The organism is Streptomyces sp. NPDC056883 (genome assembly GCF_042788835.1).
GTDB lineage: Bacteria > Actinomycetota > Actinomycetes > Streptomycetales > Streptomycetaceae > Streptomyces > Streptomyces stoeckheimensis.
Map to the genome: position 1 here is coordinate 41,224 of NZ_JBHUBS010000031.1, position 21,695 is coordinate 62,918.

General features: G+C 70.5%; 23 protein-coding genes and 1 riboswitch. Of the genes, 14 read left to right on the top strand and 9 right to left on the bottom strand.

Going from position 1 to position 21,695, the window contains the following annotated elements; all coding sequences use genetic code 11:
• The first annotated feature begins 51 nt into the window (after positions 1-51).
• The 6 genes from ACFRU2_RS40025 to ACFRU2_RS40050 all read left to right on the top strand — a co-directional run bounded on the left by ACFRU2_RS40025 (position 52) and on the right by ACFRU2_RS40050 (position 5,554).
• Complete coding sequence (locus tag ACFRU2_RS40025) at positions 52-1,710, top strand: APC family permease (protein ID WP_382981251.1); 1,659 nt, start codon at positions 52-54, stop codon at positions 1,708-1,710.
• 144 nt (positions 1,711-1,854) lie between these two features.
• Positions 1,855-3,237, top strand: coding sequence for an L-serine ammonia-lyase (locus ACFRU2_RS40030; protein WP_274549670.1), 1,383 nt, complete (start codon positions 1,855-1,857; stop codon positions 3,235-3,237).
• 299 nt (positions 3,238-3,536) lie between these two features.
• A complete protein-coding gene (locus tag ACFRU2_RS40035) occupies positions 3,537-3,851 on the top strand; it encodes a hypothetical protein (protein WP_382981252.1) in 315 nt (104 codons plus the stop codon).
• 218 nt (positions 3,852-4,069) lie between these two features.
• On the top strand, positions 4,070-4,477 hold the full coding sequence (locus tag ACFRU2_RS40040) for an SsgA family sporulation/cell division regulator (RefSeq protein ID WP_382981253.1): 408 nt from the start codon (positions 4,070-4,072) through the stop codon (positions 4,475-4,477).
• Positions 4,478-4,603: 126 nt separating this feature from the next.
• Positions 4,604-5,128 (top strand): hypothetical protein, encoded by a 525-nt coding sequence (locus tag ACFRU2_RS40045; RefSeq protein ID WP_382981254.1) that lies wholly within the window; start codon positions 4,604-4,606, stop codon positions 5,126-5,128.
• A 171-nt stretch (positions 5,129-5,299) separates the two neighbouring features.
• Positions 5,300-5,554, top strand: coding sequence for a hypothetical protein (locus ACFRU2_RS40050; RefSeq protein ID WP_382981255.1), 255 nt, complete (start codon positions 5,300-5,302; stop codon positions 5,552-5,554).
• Positions 5,555-5,613: 59 nt separating this feature from the next.
• Here ACFRU2_RS40050 and ACFRU2_RS40055 read toward each other — a convergent pair whose 3' ends face one another.
• Entirely contained in the window at positions 5,614-6,495 is an 882-nt protein-coding gene (locus tag ACFRU2_RS40055; RefSeq protein ID WP_382981270.1) for a winged helix-turn-helix transcriptional regulator, read from the bottom strand.
• Between the two features lie 138 nt (positions 6,496-6,633).
• Here ACFRU2_RS40055 and ACFRU2_RS40060 point away from each other — a divergent pair, with 138 nt between their 5' ends.
• The gene (locus ACFRU2_RS40060; RefSeq protein ID WP_382981256.1) at positions 6,634-7,890 is read left to right on the top strand and encodes an MFS transporter; all 1,257 of its coding nucleotides are present in this window, start codon (positions 6,634-6,636) and stop codon (positions 7,888-7,890) included.
• Positions 7,891-7,905: 15 nt separating this feature from the next.
• On the opposite strand, the gene ACFRU2_RS40065 is transcribed toward ACFRU2_RS40060, so the two are convergent.
• Positions 7,906-8,637, bottom strand: a complete 732-nt coding sequence (locus tag ACFRU2_RS40065; RefSeq protein WP_382981257.1) for a flavodoxin family protein — start codon at positions 8,635-8,637, stop codon at positions 7,906-7,908.
• Between the two features lie 277 nt (positions 8,638-8,914).
• A riboswitch (cobalamin riboswitch) is annotated at positions 8,915-9,109 on the top strand.
• Positions 9,110-9,137: 28 nt separating this feature from the next.
• On the opposite strand from ACFRU2_RS40065, the gene ACFRU2_RS40070 reads away from it, so the two are divergent.
• From ACFRU2_RS40070 to ACFRU2_RS40090, 5 genes are all read left to right on the top strand, one after another.
• The gene (locus ACFRU2_RS40070; protein ID WP_382981258.1) at positions 9,138-9,833 is read left to right on the top strand and encodes an energy-coupling factor ABC transporter permease; all 696 of its coding nucleotides are present in this window, start codon (positions 9,138-9,140) and stop codon (positions 9,831-9,833) included.
• Positions 9,834-9,841: 8 nt separating this feature from the next.
• Positions 9,842-10,177, top strand: coding sequence for an energy-coupling factor ABC transporter substrate-binding protein (locus ACFRU2_RS40075; RefSeq protein WP_382981271.1), 336 nt, complete (start codon positions 9,842-9,844; stop codon positions 10,175-10,177).
• A 4-nt stretch (positions 10,178-10,181) separates the two neighbouring features.
• A complete protein-coding gene (gene cbiQ / locus ACFRU2_RS40080) occupies positions 10,182-10,931 on the top strand; it encodes a cobalt ECF transporter T component CbiQ (protein WP_382981259.1) in 750 nt (249 codons plus the stop codon).
• Positions 10,928-11,761 (top strand): energy-coupling factor ABC transporter ATP-binding protein, encoded by an 834-nt coding sequence (locus ACFRU2_RS40085; protein WP_382981260.1) that lies wholly within the window; start codon positions 10,928-10,930, stop codon positions 11,759-11,761. The genes cbiQ and ACFRU2_RS40085 overlap by 4 nt, the downstream gene beginning before the upstream one ends.
• Positions 11,762-12,182: 421 nt before the next feature.
• Positions 12,183-12,737, top strand: coding sequence for a PadR family transcriptional regulator (locus tag ACFRU2_RS40090; protein WP_382981261.1), 555 nt, complete (start codon positions 12,183-12,185; stop codon positions 12,735-12,737).
• Positions 12,738-12,782: 45 nt separating this feature from the next.
• On the opposite strand, the gene ACFRU2_RS40095 is transcribed toward ACFRU2_RS40090, so the two are convergent.
• Complete coding sequence (locus tag ACFRU2_RS40095) at positions 12,783-12,995, bottom strand: EF-hand domain-containing protein (protein ID WP_243336380.1); 213 nt, start codon at positions 12,993-12,995, stop codon at positions 12,783-12,785.
• 258 nt (positions 12,996-13,253) lie between these two features.
• Here ACFRU2_RS40095 and ACFRU2_RS40100 point away from each other — a divergent pair, with 258 nt between their 5' ends.
• A complete protein-coding gene (locus ACFRU2_RS40100; RefSeq protein ID WP_382981262.1) occupies positions 13,254-14,036 on the top strand; it encodes a tRNA-dependent cyclodipeptide synthase in 783 nt (260 codons plus the stop codon).
• Positions 14,017-15,270, top strand: a complete 1,254-nt coding sequence (locus ACFRU2_RS40105) for a cytochrome P450 (protein ID WP_382981263.1) — start codon at positions 14,017-14,019, stop codon at positions 15,268-15,270. Before ACFRU2_RS40100 ends, ACFRU2_RS40105 begins: the two co-directional genes overlap by 20 nt.
• Before the next feature lie 75 nt (positions 15,271-15,345).
• On the opposite strand, the gene ACFRU2_RS40110 is transcribed toward ACFRU2_RS40105, so the two are convergent.
• The 6 genes from ACFRU2_RS40110 to ACFRU2_RS40135 all read right to left on the bottom strand — a co-directional run bounded on the left by ACFRU2_RS40110 (position 15,346) and on the right by ACFRU2_RS40135 (position 21,461).
• Positions 15,346-16,533 (bottom strand): YncE family protein, encoded by a 1,188-nt coding sequence (locus ACFRU2_RS40110; protein ID WP_382981264.1) that lies wholly within the window; start codon positions 16,531-16,533, stop codon positions 15,346-15,348.
• On the bottom strand, positions 16,530-17,366 hold the full coding sequence (locus tag ACFRU2_RS40115; protein ID WP_382981265.1) for a polysaccharide deacetylase family protein: 837 nt from the start codon (positions 17,364-17,366) through the stop codon (positions 16,530-16,532). Before ACFRU2_RS40115 ends, ACFRU2_RS40110 begins: the two co-directional genes overlap by 4 nt.
• A gap of 345 nt (positions 17,367-17,711) precedes the next feature.
• Positions 17,712-18,215, bottom strand: coding sequence for an ATP-binding protein (locus ACFRU2_RS40120; protein WP_382981266.1), 504 nt, complete (start codon positions 18,213-18,215; stop codon positions 17,712-17,714).
• Positions 18,216-18,489: 274 nt separating this feature from the next.
• Positions 18,490-19,257, bottom strand: coding sequence for an enoyl-CoA hydratase/isomerase family protein (locus ACFRU2_RS40125; protein WP_382981267.1), 768 nt, complete (start codon positions 19,255-19,257; stop codon positions 18,490-18,492).
• A gap of 85 nt (positions 19,258-19,342) precedes the next feature.
• Positions 19,343-20,584 carry an Ig-like domain-containing protein gene (locus ACFRU2_RS40130; RefSeq protein ID WP_382981268.1) on the bottom strand — a complete coding sequence of 414 codons (1,242 nt, stop codon included), beginning with the start codon at positions 20,582-20,584 and terminating at the stop codon, positions 19,343-19,345.
• Between the two features lie 154 nt (positions 20,585-20,738).
• Positions 20,739-21,461, bottom strand: a complete 723-nt coding sequence (locus ACFRU2_RS40135) for a L,D-transpeptidase (protein ID WP_382981269.1) — start codon at positions 21,459-21,461, stop codon at positions 20,739-20,741.
• Positions 21,462-21,695 lie beyond the last annotated feature (234 nt).

Below are 21,695 nucleotides of genomic sequence, written 5' to 3' on the forward strand. Positions count from 1 at the left end.
TCCGAATAAAGGATCGACGCAGACCCCCTGGCAGGACGGACAGCACACCTCATGGACATGAGCGCAGCGAACAAGAAGGGACTCAGTCTCTTCGCCCTGATCATGATCGGGCTCGGCTCGATCTTCGGATCGGGCTGGCTCTTCGGGGCGGGCCAGGCGGCCGCCGTCGCAGGGCCCGCGGCGATCATCGCCTGGGTCATCGGTGCCGTCTTCATCGGCATGATCGCCATGTCCTACGCGGAGGTGGGCGCCGCCTACCCGCTGCCCGGCTCGATGGCCCGCTTCGGCACCATCTCGCACGGGCCGGTGCTGGGCTTCATCACCGGCTGGGCGGTCTGGATCGCCATCGCGGCCCTGATCCCGATCGAGTCCATCGCCGGTACGCAGTACATGTCCTCCTGGAACTTCGGCTGGGCCAAGGGCCTGGTCGAGAACGGCGGCCTGACGACCTCCGGCATGGCGATGGCGCTGTTCCTGACCGTGGCGCTGTGGCTGGCCTGCTACTGGTCGGTCGCGCTGCTCGCCAAGGCGAACAACCTCCTCACCCTGGTGAAGTTCGCCATCCCGGTGCTCGCCGTGATCGCCCTGATCGCCTCCGGCTTCCACACCGGCAACTTCACCGACCACGGCGGCTTCGCGCCCAACGGCTGGTCGGCGGTCATGACCGCCGTCACCACCTCCGGCGTGGTCTTCGCCTTCAACGGCTTCCAGGCCGTCGTCAACCTCGGCGGCGCCGCCAAGAACCCCGGCCGCGCCATTCCGCTGGCCCTGGTCGGCGCGCTCTCCCTCGGCCTGGTCATCTACCTGGCCCTGCAGATCGCCTTCATCGGCGGTGTCCCGCCGGAGAAGCTGGCCGAGGCCGGCGGCTGGAGCGGCATCAACTTCTCCTCGCCGTTCGCCGACCTCGCCAAGATGCTGATGCTGCACTGGGTCGTCACGATGCTCCAGTTCGGTGCCTTCATCTCCCCGTCCGGCGCGAACATCGGCAACGTCGCCTCGGCCTCGTACATGGCGCAGAACCTCGCGGACACCGGCTTCTTCCCGAAGAAGATCCGCGAGGTCCACCCGAAGTACGGCACCGCGCGTCCCGCGATGTGGCTGAACCTCGGCTTCTCGATCCTGCTACTGGTCACCGTCGGCCACAGCTGGGAGGCCCTGGCCAGCGTGGTCTCCGCCGCGATGGTGGTCTCGTACCTCATCGGCCCGATCGCGGTCGGCGTCTTCCGCAAGACCAAGCCCGAGCTGCCCCGTCCCTTCCGCCTGCCGGCGGCCCGGATCCTGTGCCCGATCACCTTCGCCTTCGCCGCCTGCGCCCTGTACTGGTCCAAGTGGCCCGACACCGGCAAGGTGGTGCTCCTCACCCTGGTCGCCGCCCCGATCGCGGCCGTCGTGCTCAAGCGCAAGGGCGAGAAGAACCTGGCCAAGCAGTTCGCCCCGGCCTGGTGGATGATCGCCTTCCTGCTGTGGCTCGGCACCCTGTCGGCGCTCGGCAGCAAGGAATTCGGCGGCCACGGGGTCATCCCGGGCGGCGTGGACATCGCCCTCGTGGGCCTCTCGGCCCTGGGCTTCTACTTCTGGGCCGTACGGTCCGGGGTCAAGGCCCACTACGCGGGCCTGCCGGGCCCGGACCCGGTCCTGGACGCCCCCGGGGCCGACACCCCCGCCGCCGAGCAGTCCGACGCACCGGAGCGCGAACTGAGCCACGCCTGAGCGTCCCCCTCCCGACCCGTCCGGCGGCCGAGCTGTTCACCTCACCGCGTTAAGCTCGGCTGCCGGACAAAATCCGCAGATCACCCCGATCAACCCCTCCTGCCCACGCTTCCCACCCACGAGCAGACATAGGAGTCCGCAACCGTGGCCATCTCCGTCTTCGATCTCTTCTCGATCGGCATCGGTCCCTCTTCCTCCCACACCGTCGGACCGATGCGCGCCGCGCGCATGTTCGTGACCCGGCTCAAGAAGGACGGCGTCCTCGCCCAGACCGCCTCGGTCCGCGCCGAGCTCTTCGGCTCGCTCGGGGCCACCGGGCACGGCCACGGCACCCCCAAGGCGGTGCTGCTGGGCCTGGAGGGCCACTCGCCCCGCACCGTGAACGTGGAGACCGCCGACGCCGAGGTCGAGCGCATCCGCCAGACGGGCCGCCTGCGCCTGCTCGGCACTGAAATAGGCGATGGCCACGAGATCGACTTCGACGAGCCGAACCAGCTGATCCTGCACCGCCGGCGCTCGCTCCCGTACCACGCGAACGGCATGACGCTCTTCGCGTACGACGAGGCGGGCACCCCGCTGCTGGAGAAGACCTACTACTCGGTCGGCGGCGGGTTCGTCGTGGACGAGGACGCGGTCGGCGAGGACCGGATCAAGCTGGACGACACCCCGCTGAAGTACCCCTTCCGCAGCGGTGACGAGATGCTCCGTCTCGCGAACGAGACCGGCCTGTCGATCTCCTCGATGATGCTGGAGAACGAGAAGGCCTGGCGCACCGAGGACGAGATCCGCGAGGGTCTGCTGGAGATCTGGCGCGTCATGCAGGCCTGTGTCGCGCGCGGCATGTCCCGCGAGGGCATCCTCCCCGGCGGCCTGCGGGTCAAGCGCCGGGCCGCCTCCACGGCGCGCCAGCTGCGCACCGAGGGCGACCCGATGATGCACCGCAGCGAGTGGGCGACCATCTACGCGATGGCGGTCAACGAGGAGAACGCGGCCGGCGGCCGGGTCGTCACCGCCCCGACCAACGGTGCGGCGGGCGTCCTCCCGGCGGTCCTGCACTACTACATGAACTTCGTGCCGGGCGCCGACGAGGACGGCGTGGTCCGCTTCCTCCTCGCCGCGGGAGCGATCGGCATGCTCTTCAAGGAGAACGCCTCGATCTCCGGCGCCGAGGTCGGCTGCCAGGGCGAGGTCGGCTCGGCCTGCTCGATGGCGGCCGGCGCGCTGGCCGAGGTGCTGGGCGGCACCCCGGAGCAGGTCGAGAACGCGGCCGAGATCGGCATGGAGCACAACCTCGGTCTGACCTGCGACCCGGTCGGCGGCCTCGTGCAGATCCCCTGCATCGAGCGCAACGGCATGGCGGCGGTCAAGGCCGTCACCGCGGCCAAGATGGCGATGCGCGGCGACGGCAGCCACAAGGTCTCCCTCGACAAGGTCATCAAGACCATGAAGGAGACGGGCGCCGACATGAAGGTCAAGTACAAGGAGACCGCCCGCGGCGGCCTCGCGGTCAACGTCATCGAGTGCTGATCCGTACCCCCTGACCGACCTGACCGACCTGACCGATTCGGGCCCCGACGCTTGGCGTCGGGGCCTTCGTCGTTTCCCCTGCCGGACAGGTGGGTTACGCCAGTAACTTCGTTCGGGATTGGGGGGTATATGAGGTTTGACGGTGGGTTACTCATGCTTGAGGGGGAACAAGGCAGTCTGGGCTGGTTTCTTGATGATCACTTGCGCCAGGGTGAGGGCACGACGTCGCGTCCACACCCCCGACGGTCGGCCAACCGTCTTGGACCACAGCCGTTTTGCTTAACTGGAGGACTTGAAACATGGCAAGCACCCGCAGCATCCGCGTGATGGCGGCCGCCGCATCGCTCCCCCTCGCCTTCGCGCTCTTCTCGGGCGTCGCCCAGGCCGACAACGGGGCAGGTGCGGCCGGGACCGCGTCGAACGCGGCCCTCGCCGGCGTCCTCGGCAGCGGGGTCGGCGGCAGCAACACCGGCAACTCCTCCACCGCCCAGCAGGTCGCCTCGGGCTTCGGCGCCTCCAACCAGAACAACGGCGCCCAGGCCAACGGTTCGGGCTTCACCGCGATCGGCCAGTCCAACTCCCACGAGTCCTTCATCTACAACCCGCTCCCGTAGTTCCGGCCGGGGCCCCCGCCCCGGTCACGTCCTTCCGCCGAGCCCCGACCTCCCCCCGGAGGCCGGGGCTCGGTGCGTCGGGAGAAGTCGGGCCGAGCGGCCCGGCCGGACGGGACCTTTGGCCACGGGAAAGGGGCCCGGGGGTGGGCTAGCTTGCCGGAGTGGGCAAATGTGGCGCGTGCGCCGGCGAGTGCCCACCCCGAGAGAGAGGCGCCCGCATGACCGGCACCGAACACCGCGTCCTCCCGCTGCGCCTGGAGACCGCGCCCGCGGCCGTCCCGGTGCGGGGCGTCTTCGTGTACCGCACCAAGCGGCCCTACGAGATCTCCCTCGACTTCGAGGGTGCCGGCATGCACCTCGCCCGCTGGGTCTTCTCCCGGGAACTGCTGCTCGACGGCCAGGTCTGCGCCACCGGCGAGGGCGACATACAGGTGTGGCCCCGCTGGAAGGGCACCGAGCCGCGGGTCTTCTTCGCCTTCAGCAACGGCGAGCAGTCGTGCGTGGTGTCGGCCCGGGCCAAGGACGTACAGGCGCTGTGCCGCCGGATGACCGAGCTGGTGCCGCGCGGCCAGGAGCACCGGTACTACGACCTCGACGCCGAGCTGAGCGCCCTCCTGCCCAGCTGACCGGGGCGGATCCGGCGGCACCCCGCGGGACCCGGCAGACCGGGTGATCCCGGTGCAACCACGACCGTAGCGGGCGCGTCTTCACGGGTGACACCGTTCCCCGTCTCTCGGAATCGAGGGGACGCAATGAACCGTCCACGCCGCCGGCAGGCCACCGCACTGGGGTTGGGCGCACTGCTCACCGCCATGCTCGCCTTCGCCGCACCGGCTTCCGCCGCGGCCACCACGGCCGCATCCACCACCACGGCCACCCAGACTCCGCTCGTCGTCAATGCCCGCTGGGGCGGTCACTGCACGTACGACCGGGTGGTCATCGACCTTCAGGGGTACGTACCCGGGGTCACCGTCACCCCCGTCCCGAAGCTGGTCTACGACGGGTCCGGCAAGCCCGTCCCGCTGGCCGGGCGGTACTTCCTGGAGATCCGCCTGCACCCCGCCGCCGGACACGACGACGCGGGCAACAACGTCTACCGCGGGCCCAAGCTCCTCAAGATCTACCTGCCCAAGCTGAAGGGCATCGCCCTGACCGGCGACTACGAGGGGTACGTCACCTTCGGCGCCGCCTTCGACACCAAGCCCGCCTACACCTCCTTCAAGCTGCACGCTCCGGAGCGCTTCGTCCTGGACATCGCGCACCCGAACGTCTGCTGAACACCCACCGGCGGGAGGCCGGGCCGGGACCTACCGGCATCCCGCCGGACCGCTCGAGCAGGGCGGCCAGGTGCGTCCACACGAAGGCTCGCTCACCGAACTGCCCTTGGAGCATTGGGTGTTGGCAGTAGATTGACAGCCCCATCGAGCCTGTACGACCTGGAGGTCTGTATGGCTGATCAGCCCGTCAAGGCGCACTTCACCGAAGACGTCACCCTTCCCGACGGCCGAAGGATTCGCGTCAGCGCCTACCCCGACGGAAGCATCCGGTTCCGCGTGGATGGCCTTCCGTACGTCCTGACCGAGGCGTACCTGACCGGGGACCCGGAGAAGAACCAGGCGATCATGAAAATCTCGCCGGGGAAGCAGGGCAGCAATGCCTCGCACAACTATGTGGAGTGGCTGGAGTCCAAGAAGCAGAGCTAGACCGTCTCGGCGGAGGACGATCGATACGGCGTGCGACCGAACCCCGCGACGACGCGATGTCAGTCCTCCGCGGCCAGGCGCCGCACCTCGGCCAGCGCCTCGTTCACCGCCGCCGGGATGTCCGTCACCGGGAAGCGCGCGTGCCGCACCGTGCCGTCGCGGTCGACGACCAGCACGGTCCGCTTCAGCCGCAGCAGCTGTCCGGCACGAAAGGTCGGCAGGCGCAGGGCGGCGGCGAGGCGGAGGTCGACGTCGGAGAGGAGGGTGAAGGGGATGCCCTCCTGGCTCGCGAACACGCATTGTTCGTCGGGGCGTTGGGTGCTGACGCCGCGCACCTCCGCGCCCGCGGCGCGGAAGTCCTCGTAGGCGTCCCGGAAGAGCCGGTTCTCCAGCGTGCAGCCGACGGTGCCGGGGATCTGCGACCAGCCCTCCGGCAGGGGGCTGGGGCTCCCGGTCGCCGGATAGCAGAACAGGACGGTGGCCACGGCGTCGGCCACCGGGTCGACCGGCACGCCGTCCCGGTGACCGGACAGCCGCAGGCGCGGCAACTGCCGGCCGGTCAGGTCCGCGACGCGCCGCGCCTCCGCGCTCGCCTCGCCGGCGGTGCCGCTGAGAGAGCCGTCACCTAGGAGCCAGCGGTCGGCCCAGTCCTGCATCGACAGCAGGACCGGCAGCAGCCCCCGGCCGCTCTCGGTCAGCCGGTACTCGTGCCGCGTCGGCCGCTCCTGGTACGGGACCTTCTCCAGCACCCCCGTCTCCACCAGGTGCGCCAGGCGCTCGGCGAGCACCTTCCGGGAGATGCCCAGCTCCTCCTGGAGCGCGTCGAACCTGTGGTGCCCCCTGGCGGTCTCCCGGATCAGGAGCAGGCTCCACCAGTCGCCGACCACCGCCGCGGCCTGCGCGATCGCACAGGCGGCGTCCCGCTCGGGGATCGACCTCATCACCACGTCTCCACTTCTGCGCGCACGGCGGCCGTTCGTCGGAACCATCTTGCGCCATGAGGTCAGTTCCGGATAGAAACTCACCTGGAACAGGTTAGTTCCCAAAAGAGACTGACAAGACCCGGGGGTGGGCTCCGCATGAGCGGAACGCAAGCGATCCAAGAGCACGACCGACGCGAAGACGAACGGGAGACCTCGTCGCCGGGCGTCTTCTGGCGCTTCTGGGCCGCCGCCACGGTCAGCGGCGCGGGCACCGCCGTCACTTCCCTCGCCCTGCCGCTCGTCGCCCTCACCGTTCTGGACGCCACCGCCTTCCAGGTCGCCCTGCTCGCCGCCGCCGGGCAGGTCTCCTGGCTGCTGCTCAGCCTCCCGGCGGGCGTCCTCGCGCAGCGCGTGCCGCTGCGCCGGCTCCAGGTCACGCTCGACCTCGTACGGTTCGCGGCGCTCGGATCGCTGCCGCTCGCCTGGTGGATCGGCACGCTCACCTATCCGCACCTGGTGTTCGCGGCGCTCGTCACCGGCTCGGCGACCGTGCTGTTCGACATCGGCAACTCGACCTTCCTGCCCGCCGTCGTCCCGGCCCGGCAGCTGGCCGCCCGCAACAGCGTCATGTCGGGCACGCACGCCGTCACCGACACCGGCGGACCCTCCCTCGGCGGCGTCCTGATCGGTGTGACGGGCCCGGTCGGCGCGATCGTCGTGGACGCCGCCAGCTACCTGGCCTCCGCCGTGCTCCTGCGCACCCTCCCCGAGAGCCGCCCCGCGCCCCGCACCGGCGAGAGCGCGCTGCGGCTGATCCGCGCGGGATGGCGCTACGTCACCAAGCACCCGGTCATGCGCCCCTGCATGATCTGGGCGACCGCCGCCAACTTCCTCAACGCGGCCCTCGTCGCCCTCACCCCCCTCTACCTGGTCCGCGGAGCCGGCCTCGACTCCATGCAGCTCGGTCTCGTCCTTGCCATGGACGGGGTCGGCGCGCTCGCCGGCGCCGCCGTCGCGGTCCGCGTGACCACGCGCCTCGGCACCGCGCGGGGCATCATCCTGGCCGATCTGGCCGGCGGCGCGCTGCTCCTGCTCGCCCCGCTGACCACGTCGGCGGGGGACGCGTTCTGGTTCGCCCTGGGCAACGCCGGCTTCGCCTTCGGCACCGTCATCGGCTCGATCACCACCCGCACCTACCGGCAGACGCAGTCACCCCCGGAACTGCTGTCCCGCGTGATGGCCACGGTCCGCTTCGTCTCCTGGGGCGCGCTGCCGCTCGGCGCGCTCACCGCCGGTCTCCTCGCCACCCACTTCGGCGCCCGTACCGCGCTCTGGACCGTCTGCGCCGCCGCCCTCCTGCCCCCGCTCTACCTCTTCTCCACCAAGGTGGGCCGCCACCGCGACCTCATCTGACGGGCCGGCCCGAGCTCAGCGGTGCTCGGGGTTCTCGAAGTCGAACCGGCAGCCGGCGTCCCACTCGGAGCGCTGGTTTCCGTGGGCGGGGATGCCACCGGCGTCCTTGAGCATCCTCGCCAGGTGGAGCTGGTTCCAGGTCATGAAGGTCGTGTTGCGGTTCGTGAAGTCGTTGTCCGGCCCGCCGGAGCCGGGGTCGAGGTACGAGGGGCCCGGGCCGGCCTCGCCGACCCAGCCCGCGTCCGCCTGCGGCGGAATGACGTATCCGAGGTGCTGGAGGCTGTACAGGACGTTCATCGCGCAGTGCTTGGCGCCGTCCTCGTTGCCGGTGATCAGGCAGCCGCCCACGCGACCGTAGTAGGCGTACTGGCCGTGCTCGTTGAGGATCGACGAGCAGGCGTACAGGCGCTCGATCACCTGCTTCATGACCGAGGAGTTGTCACCCAGCCATACGGGCCCGGCCAGCGTGAGGATGTCCGCGGCCATGACCTTCGAGTAGACGACCGGCCACTCGTCGGTCTCCCAGCCGTGCTCCGTCATGTCCGGCCAGACGCCGGTCGCGATGTCGAGGTCCACGGCCCTGAGCACCTCGACCCGGACGCCCTGGCGCTTCATGATGCCGGTGCTGACGTCGATCAGGCCCTGCGTGTGGCTCCGTTCCGGAGACCGCTTGAGGGTGCAGTTGATCACCACGGCGGTCAGGTCGGAGTAGTCGGAGGCGGGCGCGGCATCGGATTCGGTGGTCACCCCACCAGGCTCGGCGTCCCGGGGCGGACCCGCCAGCGGACCGCACCCGTCCGGGCGTGCGCCACACCGCACCCGTCCAAGCGTGCACCACCCGGGCGGAACGGCGCCGGGCCCCGGATCCGCCGGTCGCCCACGACGGCGGGCCTACGGAACTCCCCCTCGGCTCCCCACCCTTGGGGAGGAGACCGCGACCCCGGTGGCGGAGAGTCACGGCGAAGCGGAATCCGGACAGGCGGCGGCGCGATTGGGGCGGGTTGTTCCCGGTCCGTGCGGCCGACTAGGGTCAGCGGGCCTTGGTGTTCGGGAAACCGGTGGGAAACCGGTGCGGCCCTCGCCACTGTGATCGGGAAGTCCGGCTCCACTCCTGCGGGAAAGCCACTGGGCTGCGCGGGAGGTTCCGCGCTGCCCGGGAAGGCGGAGCATGGACGTCAACCCGTGAGCCAGGAGACCGGCCGGGGCGCGTTGTCCATCCACGAGGTGCTGGAGAGGTCTCCCTACCCATGCATATAGCCGAGGGGTTCCTGCCCCCTTTGCACGCGGTCGCCTGGGGCGCCGCGTCCGCCCCCTTCGTCGTCCACGGCGTCCGCTCGCTCACCCGAGAGGTGAAGGCCAACCCGGAGAGCACGCTGCTGCTCGGTGCGTCCGGGGCCTTCACCTTCGTCCTGTCCGCCCTGAAGATCCCTTCGGTGACGGGCAGTTGCTCGCACCCCACCGGCACCGGGCTCGGGGCGATCCTGTTCCGGCCGCCGATCATGGCGGTGCTCGGCACGATCACCCTGCTGTTCCAGGCCCTGCTGCTGGCGCACGGCGGACTCACCACGCTCGGCGCCAACGTCTTCTCGATGGCCATCGCCGGCCCGTGGGCGGGCTACGCCGTCTACCGGCTCCTGCGCACGTCCGGACTCCCGCTGATGGTGACCGTGTTCTTCGGCGCCTTCTTCGCCGATCTGGTCACCTACTGCGTCACCAGCGTGCAGCTCGCCCTGGCCTTCCCGGACCCGGCCTCCGGGTTCGTGGGCTCGCTCGCGAAGTTCGGGGGGATCTTCGCGGTCACGCAGATCCCGCTGGCCGTGAGCGAGGGGCTGCTGACCGTCCTCGTGATGCGGCTGCTGATGGCGTCGAGCAAGTCGGACCTGGTCCGGCTGGGTGTCGCCAAGCTGACGGCCCCCCGTACCGGAGAGAAGGCGGCGGCCTGATGAGCGGGATGTCCAAGAACGCGAAGATCAACACCCTGCTGCTGCTCCTGGTGGCGGCGCTGGCCGTCCTGCCGATCGCGCTGGGGCTGGGCGAGGGCAAGGAGGAGCCCTTCGCCGGCGCCGACGCGCAGGCGGAGGCGGCGATCACCGAGCTGAAGCCGGATTACGAGCCCTGGTTCTCCCCGCTGTACGAGCCCCCCTCCGGCGAGGTCGAGTCCGCGCTGTTCGCCCTGCAGGCGGCGCTGGGCGCGGGCGTCCTCGCGTACTACTTCGGGGTCCGCAAGGGCCGCCGCCAGGGCGCGGCCGCCGCTGCGGCCGCTCCCGCCGCCGCACCGGAGGCGTAGCCGGGTGCTGCCGATCGACGTGGCCGCGCACGGCAGTCGCTGGCGCGGCCGGCACCCGCTGGAGAAGGCCCTGCTCGGGATCGGGCTGACGGTCACCGCCGTGTGCCTGCCCCCCTGGCCGGGCGGGCCGCTGGTGGCCGCCGCCACCCTCGCCGTGCTGCTCGGCCCGGCCGGGGTGGCCGGCCGGCAGCTCTGGCGGGCCTTCCGGATCCCGCTCGGCTTCTGCTTCACCGGGGCGCTGCCCCTGCTGTTCGCGGTCGGCGGCCCGGCGGGGCCGGTGTCCCTGGCCCCCGACGGCCCCCGGCTCGCCGCCGAACTGCTGCTGCGGACCTCGGCGGCCTCGCTCGGGCTGCTGCTGTTCGCCTTCACCACCCCGGTCTCCGACGTACTGCCCCGGCTGGTCCGGGCCGGGGTGCCGGCCCCCGTGGTGGACGTGGCCCTGGTCATGTACCGGATCGGCTTCCTGCTGCTCGACTCCATGGCCCAGGTCCGCCGGGCCCAGGCCGCCCGGCTCGGGCACACGAGCCGGGCGGCGCTGTGGCGGTCCCTGGCCGGGCTGGCCGCCACCTCCTTCGTACGGGCCTTCGACCGCGCGGCCAAGCTCCAGGCGGGTCTGGCCGGACGCGGCTACGACGGCGCGCTGCGGGTCCTCGTACCGGAGGCGGCCCTGTCGTGGCGCTTCCTGACGGCCACCGCCGGCCTGCTGGCGGCCCTGATCACCCTGACCCTCACCCTGAAGGGGCTGTACTCGTGAACCCGTCACTCAACCCGGTGGTGGAACTGTCCGGTGCGGGCTACGCCTACGAGGACGGCCCGGCGGTCCTGACCGGCGTCGACTTCGCCATCGCGCCGGGCCGGGCGCTGGCCCTGCTGGGCCGCAACGGCAGCGGCAAGACCACGCTGATGCGGCTGCTGAGCGGCGGCCTGCGGCCCGGCGCGGGATCGCTGTGGCTGGACGGCACGGAGGTCTCGTACGACCGGGCCGGACTGACCCGGCTGCGCACGTCCGTCCAGCTGGTGGTGCAGGACCCCGACGACCAGCTGTTCGCGGCCTCGGTCGAACAGGACGTGTCCTTCGGCCCGATGAACCTGGGGCTGCCCGCTCCCGAGGTCCGCGCCCGCGTGGACTCGGCCCTCGCCGCCCTGGACATCACCCGGCTCCGGGACCGCCCCACCCATCTGCTCTCCTACGGCCAGCGCAAGCGCGCGGCGATCGCGGGCGCGGTGGCGATGGCTCCGCGGGTGCTGATCCTGGACGAGCCGACGGCCGGTCTGGACCCGGACGGCCAGGAGCGGCTCCTCGACGTCCTCGCGGGACTGCGCGCCTCCGGCACGACGGTGGTCATGGCCACCCACGACGTGGACCTGGCGGTCCGCTGGGCCGACGACGCGGCGGTCCTGACCCCGGCGGGCATCCGCTTCGGTCCGGCCGAAGCCCTCCTCTCAGAGCCGGCCCTCCTGACCGAGGCGGGCCTGCGCCAGGCCTGGTCCCCGGCGGTGGCCGCGCTGTTGCGGGCCCACGGACTGCTGGAGGCGGGTGCCCCCGGGCCCCGCAATCCGGAGGCACTGGCCGCCTGGAGGTAGGCAGGTTCGCGCTTCGTGATGATGATCGAGACATCGAGCGCACCCTTGTCCCTCCGGTGGGACGGCGAGAACTGGTCGACGCGGTCGGCGGGTTCCGCCGCTGCCCCCCGGACGGGGCCGAACACTCCAGCGGGCTCCGGTACCCGCACGCATTCGACCGGGCTCGCCGTGAGTCCGGACGGACGGCGCCTGCTCTCCGCCGGCTGGGTGTGGAGCCCGGTCGGACTCCTGAGCACGTACGAACTGCAGGAGGCGCTGACGGACCCCTCGGTCCTGGACCGGGAGGGAGCACCGGGGTACATGGCGCTGGACGCACCGCAGTGGCGGTGGCGACTGGGGAACCGTCGTCCCGTGCGGCGGGAGCCTCGCCCTGGAGAAGGGCATCGCGGTCCTCGATCTGCCGCAAACCTAGGATGGCCGCATGTCGCTCCCGCACGCCATCCTCACCGCCCTGCTCGAGAAGCCCTCGTCGGGGCTGGAGCTGACCCGGCGGTTCGACAAGTCGATCGGGTACTTCTGGTCCGCGACGCACCAGCAGATCTACCGCGAGCTCGGCCGGCTGGAGGAGTCCGGGCTGATCCGGGCGCTGCCCAGCGAGGGTCCCGTGCGCGGGCAGAAGAAGGAGTACGAGGTGCTGCCCGCCGGGAGCGGGGAGCTGGCGCGGTGGGTCGGGGAGCGTCAGGACCCCAAGGCGGTGCGGGATCCCCTGCTGCTGCGGATCCGGGCGGCCGCGGTGGTCGGGCCGCAGGGGCTGGCCGCCGAGCTGCGGCGGCACCTGGAGCTGCACCGGGCCCAGTTGGCCGTGTACGAGGGCATCGAGGAGAAGGATTTCCCGGCCGGCCGGGACTCCGACGAGGACCGGCTGCGGCGTGTCGTGCTGCACGCGGGAACCGGGCTGGAGACCTTCTGGCTGCGCTGGCTGGAGGAGGCCCTCGCCGAGGTGGAGGGCATGACCGGCGGGCCGCGCGAGGCCTGACGCGCGCCCCCGGCCCGACAGGGGGCCGGGGGGCGGCGCGGGTGCTTACTTGTTCAGGGAGGCCCAGAACTCGTCGAAGCTCAGCAGGCCGTCGTCGTTCGAGTCCTTGGCGGCGATCACGGCCTCCGCGACCGGGCCGGTGACGAACGGGTCGCCCATCTCCGCCATCGCCGAACGGAACTCGTCGGCCGTGACGAAGCCGTCACCGTTCACGTCGAACTTGCCGAACGTCGTCCGTGCGCTCTCGATGTCCGCCACTGGGTCCACCCCTTCTTGCTTGGTGCTTGTTGACCGGCTCAGGGTAGCGGCACGCCCGGCCCCCTCACGCCCCGGGTCCCGTTCGAGCGGCAGATAGAAATTCAATTACTCTTCCGTAGTGCGGAAGCGATAATTCCAGCCAACAATTCAAGCCTCCACTTGTCACGCTCCGGGACCACCGCATAACGTAGTGACATTGCCGCCACACCGGGAGCGCAGGGCTCCCAGGGACAAGCGGCAACAAGGGCGATCACACAGGTGACGATCACAGCTGACGCATCATTCGAAGTTCTGCCCTTCACCCGCACTTGCCACCACATCTGGGAAGACGGCGACCATGTGCTCATCGGAGTGAGTCCTGGCAACAGCTACTTCAGCTCCGAGCGCATATCCAGCCTCACCCGATGGGCCACGACCCGCTTCGCACAGGTCGACTTCGTCTACGCAGACCTCCACGTGGACGGGATGTTCGCCGCCTTCGGCTACACCCGGGAACACGCGGAGAAGCGTGCGACGAAGGAAATCAAGGCAGTCCGGCGAAGGATTCTCAAGGGCGTGGAGGAATCAGGACCTCCGAACGCCGAGATCCGAGTGAGGGCACTTTCGGAGTTCCAGACGAACCCCGTCTACCAACTTCTGCACCGACGCGTACTCCATTTCCTGGAGACCGACGACGAATTCCGCAAGGGCTGCGAGGAAATGGCCCTCCACTTTGTCGGCTCCAAGTTGCCGGAAGGTGAATCAATCACCGACGCACAGTTGCAGGTGTGTTTCGATTACATGGCGGCAGAGCTGCCGTTCTTCATCGACACCCCGAGCATTCTCGACGTGCCGTCCTCCGTGGCGGCCTACCACGTCAAGATGCCGATGACCGACGTCCTCTTTGCGCGCGGTGGGGGACTCCGCGCGACGAGGAACCAGGCATACGCCGTGGTGCGCCCCGAGGCGGCCGAAACGGCGCAGAGCAACCCGAACCACCCGATCACGCACACGCACACCGCACCAACCGAAGGGACCGTCGATGAGCGTCGAGCAGCTTGAGGCCCATTCCGATCAGGGCGGCGGACAGACCACCGGGCCCCTCGTCGACTTCCCCCTCTCGCGGCGCGGTGACGTGCTCCCCGAGGAGTGCACCTGGCTGCGCGAGAAGGCTCCGGTCGCACAGGTCCGCACCCTCACCGGGGACCCGGCCTGGCTGGTGAGCAGCTACGCGCTGGCCAAGCAGGTACTGGAGGACGAGCGCTTCAGCCTCAAGGACACGGCCAATGCCGGCGTCCCGCGCCAGTACGCGCTGACGATCCCGCCCGAGGTCGTCAACAACATGGGCAACATCAACAGCGCCGGACTGCGCAACGCGGTCATGAAGGCGCTCAACCCGCGCCAGAAGGGCCTGCAGGACTGGCTGCGCGCGAAGGCCGGCGAGCTCATCGACCAGCTCCTCGCCGAAGGGGGGCCCGCCGACCTGCGGGCCGGGTTCGCCGACCCCTTCTCCGCGGCCATGCACTGCCAGGTGCTGGGCGTGCCGTTCGAGGACGGGCGGCGGCTGATGTCGGGTCTGGACGTCGCGTTCATGACCGCGCGCGAGCCGTTCGCCGACTCCGCGCTCAACTGGTACAAGGACGTGGGCTACTTCGAGAAGCAGCTGAGGACGCAGCTGGCGCTGCCTGCCGAGGAGCGTACGGGGCTCCTCGGCAAGTTCGCCGAGCTGAAGGAGGCGGACCCTGAGTCGGCGCACCTGACCGACGACATGTTCGCCACCGTCGCCGTCTCGCTCTTCGGGGCCGGCGCCGTCTCCACCTCCGCGTTCCTGACCCTGGCGGTCCTGGCGCTGCTGCAGAAGCCCGAGCTCATCGGGTACCTGCGCAAGCACCCGGAGCGCATGGGCAAGGCCGTGGACGAGCTGCTCCGCTGGAACCTGTCCGTCGGCGACGGCCTGCCGCGCATCGCGATGGCGGACATCCAGGTCGGGGACGTGCTGGTCAAGGAGGGCGAGCTGGTCCTCGTCCTGCTGGAGGGGGCCAACTTCGACCCGGAGGCCTTCGAGAACCCCGACGAGCTGGACCTGGAGCGCGAGAGCTCCAACGCCAACCTCGCCTTCGGCGCCGGCCGGCACTTCTGCCCGGCTTCCGCGCTGGGCCGGGCACACGCCGAGATCGCGCTGGAGGTGCTGGTCGAGCGGCTGCCCGAGCTGCGTCTCGCGGTGCCGGCGGAGAACCTCGTGTGGCGGACCGGCTTCATCAAGCGGCTTCCCGAGCGGCTCCCCGTCGCCTGGTGACGTTGAGCGCATGAGCGTGCCCCGGGAGCTGTGCGAGCCCCCGGGGCACTCCCACGTCCTGCCGGATGCGGCGTCCTACCGGAAGATGCCGGTGTGGCCCAGCGAGTAGCGGCCGGGCTGCGGGTAGACGGCGAGGCCGTGCGGTCCGCCGCCCACCGGGATCTTGGCGAGCTGCTTGCCGGTGGTGGTGTCGATGGCGTAGACCTCGGAGTTGTAACGGCCCGAGAGCCACAGCACCTTGCCGTCGGCGGAGACCCCGCCCATGTCGGGGCTGCCGCCTTCGGGCAGCTCCCACTTCTTCGTCAGCTTGTTCTGCGTGAAGTCGAAGACGGATACGGACCCTTCGCCCCGGTTGGAGACGTACATCTCCTTGGAGTCGCGGCTGACGTACAGGCCGTGGCAGCCCTTTCCGGTGGGCAGCAGCTTGGGGGTCTCGAACTTGTCGCCGCCGAGCACCCACATGCCGTGCGCCATCATGTCCGCGACGTAGAAGGTCTTTCCGTCCGGCGAGACCTTGACGTCCTGCGGCATCGCGCCCTCGAACGGCAGTTTCTGCTGGCCGATGACCTCCATCTTCTCGGTGTCGACCTTGAGCAGTTCACCGGAGAACTCGCAGCTCACGATGAAGTAGCGGCCGTCCGCGGAGAAGTCGGCGTGATTGACGCCGAAACAGGTCACGGGGACGGTCTTCACGCGGTCCATGGTGTGCGGATCGCGGAAGACCAGCTCCTTGTCCATCGAGGCCATGACCACCGCGTACTTGCCGTTGGGCGTGAAGTACAGGTTGTACGGGTCGTGCACCTCGACGGGCTTGCCGGCCTCGCCGGTGGCCGGGTTGATCGGGGTGAGCGTGTGGCCCCGGTTGTTGTTGACCCAGAGGGTCTTCATGTCCCAGGAGGGGACCACGTGCTGGGGCTGGATGCCGACGGGGATGGTGTCGATGACCTTGTACGTCACCGGGTCGATGACAGACACCGTGTTGGAGGAGGTGTTCGGCACGTAGACGCGGGACGGGAAGTCCTTGACCACCGGGGAGAGTTTGTTCGGCCGGTCGGCCGCGTAGACGTCGTTCGGATCGAGGAGCGGTGGCATTCCGGCCAGGCCCGGCGGCGCCGCCGGCACGGCCTTGGCGGGCGCGGCGGGCCCCTTCGTGCCGAGGGCTTCGGCGGGTCCCTTGTCGGCCGCTCCGCAGCCGGCGAGGGCGGCGAGGACCAGACCGGCCAGCAACGCGGTGGCCTTCCGGGGAAGGCGGGTGGTCGTCATGGGGTCAGCAGCTCCGTGGTGGTCACCGCGCGCAGTTTGCGGCGTGCGAGTTCTTCGAGGAGGGGTGGCATCGCGTCGACCGTGTCCGCGTAGCCGAAGTGCAGGCTCACCACCGATCCGCCTTGGATCGGGCCGATGACGGTGCGGACGACGGCCGCGGCACCGGGCGAGGTGAAGTCGAGGGAGTCCACGTCGTACGAGAGGACGTGCGGGTAGCCCGCCCGCTGGGCAAGTTTTCGCACCAGGGGGGTGGCGTACTGGGTCTGGGACGGGCGGAACCAGGTGCCGATGGATCCGGTCAGCCGTTTGAGCCGGTCGGCGCAGCCGGTGATCTCGGCGTACGCCTGCTCCTCGGGCAGGGTGTTGATCGCGAGGTGGCGCTGGGTGTGGTTGCCGAGCTCGTGGCCGCCGTCCAGGATCCGGCGGGCCATCTCCGGGTGGGCGTCGAGCCAGGCGCCGATGGCCAGGACGGTGACCCGCGCGCCCGCCCGCTCCGCCTCGGCGAGCACCGCCTTGGCGACGGCGGGGTCGCCGTTGCCGTGGAAGGTGAGCGCGACGCCGGACCGGCCGCGGGGACCGTGCCCGATCTCCACGGGCTGACCGGCGAACCGGCGCGGGGCGGGGGCCGCCTTGGCCGGAGCCGCCTTGGCCGGGGAGGCCGGTTTGTCCGGGGCGGCCTTCGCCGGGGCCGCGGGGCCCGCGGGGGTACAGGCGGCGGTGAGGGCGCCGGCGGCGACCGCCGCGCCGGCACGGAGGGCGGATCGGCGGTCCGGGTAGCAGAGCACCCGCCCATTTAAGGGGTGGATGCCCGCGTAGGTCTTGATTGACCCCATTCGGGACCATCGGCCGAACCGGTACCACACGGCGACTGTCCGCTATGTGATCAACGATTCACTCACAGCAGTCGATATTTATTCAATGATTACGAGGCTCGTGGCCCATCTCACCTAAGATTTAGGTAGAAAGTCTTAGGATATGCACACTTATGTCCAACTTGGGACTTTTGGCATTTGGTCCCTCGTCTGCCATAGTCGGAATCACGGCTTCCCGTTGACCCGAGCGAAGTCCTTGCCGAGGATCACACCCCCTTCGATCCTCGGCACACCCACGAAACCCCCGCAGCGCCCCACAACGGCGACAGGGGGTTTCTGGCGTTCCGGGGGCAGTGCGGGCGCCGCTCAGCGGTCGGCCACCCGCATCTCGAACCAGGTGATCTTTCCGCGCGGCAGCAGATCCGCGCCCCAGCGGTCCGAGAGCTTGTCGACGAGGAAGAGCCCCCGCCCGGTGGTGTCCATCTCGTGCACCGGCATCAGGCAGGGCAGCCCGCGCGAGGGATCGCGCACCTCCACGCGGATCCAGCCGCGCCGCCTGAGCATCCGTAAACCGAACGACCGGGCCCCCGTATGCCGGACGGCGTTGCCCACGAGCTCCGAGACCAGCAGGACCGCGTGCTCGGCGATCTGCGGCGAGAGCCCCCACAGGCGTACGACCACGCACTGCGTGAGCCTGCGGGCGGTGCCGGCCGACTCGGGCATCGAGGGCAGCGTCACTTCGGCCTCGGCCGGATTCCCGTACAACTCCAGTGCTTTGAGGCCCAGTTCGTCCTCCAGGGCCGCCGTGAGCCGTACGGCGGAAGCGCTACTGCGCTGCCGCGGCTGTTCCACACCCTCCAGACCCGCCATGCACCCATCATGGAGGGCCGGTACGGCCGTTCGGGCCGTTCCGCAGGAAAAGACCCCCCGGGATCGTGGATTCCGAGGGGTCGTTCTGGCATATGCAACCGGCAACCCGGAGGCCGCCGCACACCCCTGACCTGCGGTGACACACCGCGCAGCGATGGTCACCCAGAGTGGATCAACGATTCGTCTTAAGGCTGCCTTAAGGCCTGGCTAATCCACCCACAGGGATGATCCACGCGATCCACCGGATCGACCGGATCGACCGGATCCACCAGGCCTACAAGAACTTGGCCTTGCCCGGGCCCTCCTCGACGAAGCTGCGCATCCCGCGCTCGCGGTCCTCGGTGGCGAACAGGCCCGCGAACCAGCCCCGTTCGATCGTCAGCCCGGTGTCGATGTCGGCCTCCAGCCCCGCGTCCACGCACTCCTTGGCCGCGCGCAGCGCGAGGGCCGGGCCCTGCGCCAGCTTGGCGGCCCACGCGTACGCCTGCTCGTAGACCTCGGCGGCCGGGACGACGCGGTCCACGAGGCCGAGGGCCAGCGCCTCGTCGGCCTTGACCATGCGGCCGGTGAAGATGAGGTCCTTGGCCTTGGAGGGGCCGATCAGCCGGGACAGCCGCTGGGTGCCGCCCGCGCCGGGGATCAGGCCGAGCAGGATCTCGGGCTGGCCGAGCTTCGCGTTGTCGGCGGCGATCCGGTAGTCCGCGCACAGGGCCAGCTCGCAGCCGCCGCCCAGGGCGTAGCCGGTGACGGCCGCGACCACGGGCTTGGGGATCCGGGCCACGGCGGTGAAGGCGTCCTGCAGTCCGCGGGACCGGGCGACCATGGCCGCGTGGTCCATCGTCTGCATCTCCTTGATGTCCGCGCCGGCCGCGAACACCTTCTCGCCGCCGTAGATGACGACCGTACGGACGTCGGCCCGGTCGGTCGCCTCGACGGCGAGCTCGCGCAGCCGGTCCTGGGTGGCGATGTCCAGGGCGTTCATGGGCGGCCGGTCCAGCCGGATGACGCCGACGCCTTCGGAGACTTCGAGAGAGATGGTCATACGGGAAGGTTAGCGCCGGTTAACGCCAGGTGGCCCGGTGCTGTGGGTCACAGCACCGGGCCACCTGACTGCGTACCGGACGGGGTTACTTGATCCAGTCCGCCCAGTCCATGTTCCAGCCGTTGAGGCCGTTGTCGGGGGCGACGATCTTGTCCTTGGAGTTCTTCACGATGACCACGTCGCCGATCAGCGACTCGTTGAAGAACCAGGCGGCCGGCTGGCTGCCGTCACCGGCGCCGCGGACGTCCTTCAGGCCCACGCAGCCGTGGCTGACGTTCTCGGAGCCGAACGTGCCGGACGAGGCCCAGTAGTTGCCGTGGACGAAGGTGCCGGAGGTGGTCAGCCGCATCGCGTGCGGGACGTCGGAGATGTCGTACTCCCCGCCGAAGCCGACGGTGGCGCCGTTCATCCGGGTCACCTTGTACTTCTCGCTGATGACCATCTGCCCGTTGTACGTGGTGTTCGCGGGGGCGCCGGCGGTGATCGGGATGTTCTTGATCTCCGCGCCGTCGCGGACCACGCTCATCTGGTGCTCGGCCGCGTCGACCGTGGTGACCTGGGAGCGGCCGACCTTGAAGGTGACCGTACGGGTCTGCTTGCCGTAGACCCCCGGGCGGCCTTCGACTCCGTCGAGCGCCAGCTTCACGGTGACCGTGGTGCCCGCGGCCCAGTACTTCTCGGGGCGGAAGTCCAGGCGGTCGTTGCCGAACCAGTGGCCCTCGACCGGGACGGCGGGCTCGGCCGTCACCGTGATGGCCTTCTCGACGGCCTCGGGGTTGGTGATGCCGCGGGAGAAGTTGATCGAGACCGGCATGCCCACGCCGACCGTCGACCCGTCTTCGGGCGTGTACTGGCCGATGAAGGTGTTGGCGGGCGTGAGGGTGGTGAAGGTGGTGTCCTTCGCGGACTCGCGGCCGGCCTCGTCCTTGGCCACCGCGTGCACCTTGTACTCGGTGGCGGAGGCGAGGTTGCGGACGGGCTCCCAGCTCGCGCCGTCCTCGGCGAGCTTGCCCTCCACCGCGTTGCCCTTGGTGTCGGCGACCGTCACCGTGGTGAGCTTGCCGCCGGTGCTGGTTATCTTGAGGATGCCGCTCGTCGCGACCTCCTTGGCCCCGTCGTCCGGCTTGACGCTCACGACGGCCTTCGACGCCTCGGTACCGGTCGTGCCGGTACCTCCGTCTCCGCCACCGCTCCCACCGGCGCCGCCCCCGTTGCCCCCACCGCTGCACGCGCTGGTGAACAGCAGGGCCGCGCCCAGCAGGAGGGCCGGCAGGCCGGTGCGGGCGCGGCCGCGTATCGGCTGCAGGTTCACTCTCGTTCTCCCCATGTCCCCCGCGCGCGGACAGTCGCGCGCTTATCGCCAGGAAATCACATGGGGGATCACGAGACAGTACGGTCGTGTCACCGTTCCGTCCCAAGAGTGGCCCGCGCGCCGGGAGTCGGCCCTGCGTACCCGGGGGGTCGGGCCTCCGTGCCCGTGGTCAGCCCTCCGTGCCGGGCTTGGTGCCCCAGACGTAGACGGCGTCGCCCTCGGTGAGCAGGTCCCACAGGCGCCGCGCGGCGGGGACGGTGAGGTTGACGCAGCCGGCTGAGCCGCCGTGGGCGTACAGGTTGCCGGGGCGGCCGTGCAGGGCCTGGCCCTCGTCGAAGAACTGGGCGTAGGGCATCGGGGAGTCGTAGAGCGTGGACACGTGGTCCTCGCTGCGCCAGTAGATCTCGTGCCAGCCGGGGCGGGTCTCGTCGTCGTCGCGTCCGGTGCGGACGGGCACGGGCGGGAAGACCACCGTGCGGCCGCGCTGCACCCACAGGATCTGGCGCTCCAGGTCCACGCAGGTCACCCGGTGCTGACGGACCGGGCAGTCGCCGGCGGCGTTGGGGTTCATACGGGCGGCGACCGCGACCGCGACCCGGAAGGTGACCAGCCCGGCGTAGCCGTTGGCGGGCCGGATGCCGTTCGCCCGCTGGAAGGTGCGGATCGCCTCGCAGTCCCCGGCGTCCTGCGTCCCGTCGGCCGTCCGGCCCACGTGGGCTTCCAGCTCGCGCTGGTAGGGCCCGGTCCCGGCGGTGCAGGCCTCCGCGGCCGGGGACGGGTCCGGGGACGGGTCCGCCATGGCCGCGGGCGGCGGGGCGAGGGCGGACACCGCGAGGATCGCGGCCGTTGCCGCCGCCCTGCCGAGCGCGCCTGCCGGGTACCCGCTGGTCATACGGACCTCCTCGCGCCCGCCGGCCGGGCCGTCGGCTCCGAGCCAACCGGATCCGCCCGGCCCCGGCACGCCGGGTGGGCCGGCGGGGTCACCGGCCCACCCGGGCGGCCTAGGCCGTATCTTTCGGATCTTGTCGGCCGAGCCCGCGGCGTCTGGCGCCGCGCCTGGCCGTGCTGTCGGGGCGTCCGCGTACTGGACGTACTCGGTTGCCCTGGCAGTGCGGCCAGGCGCGGT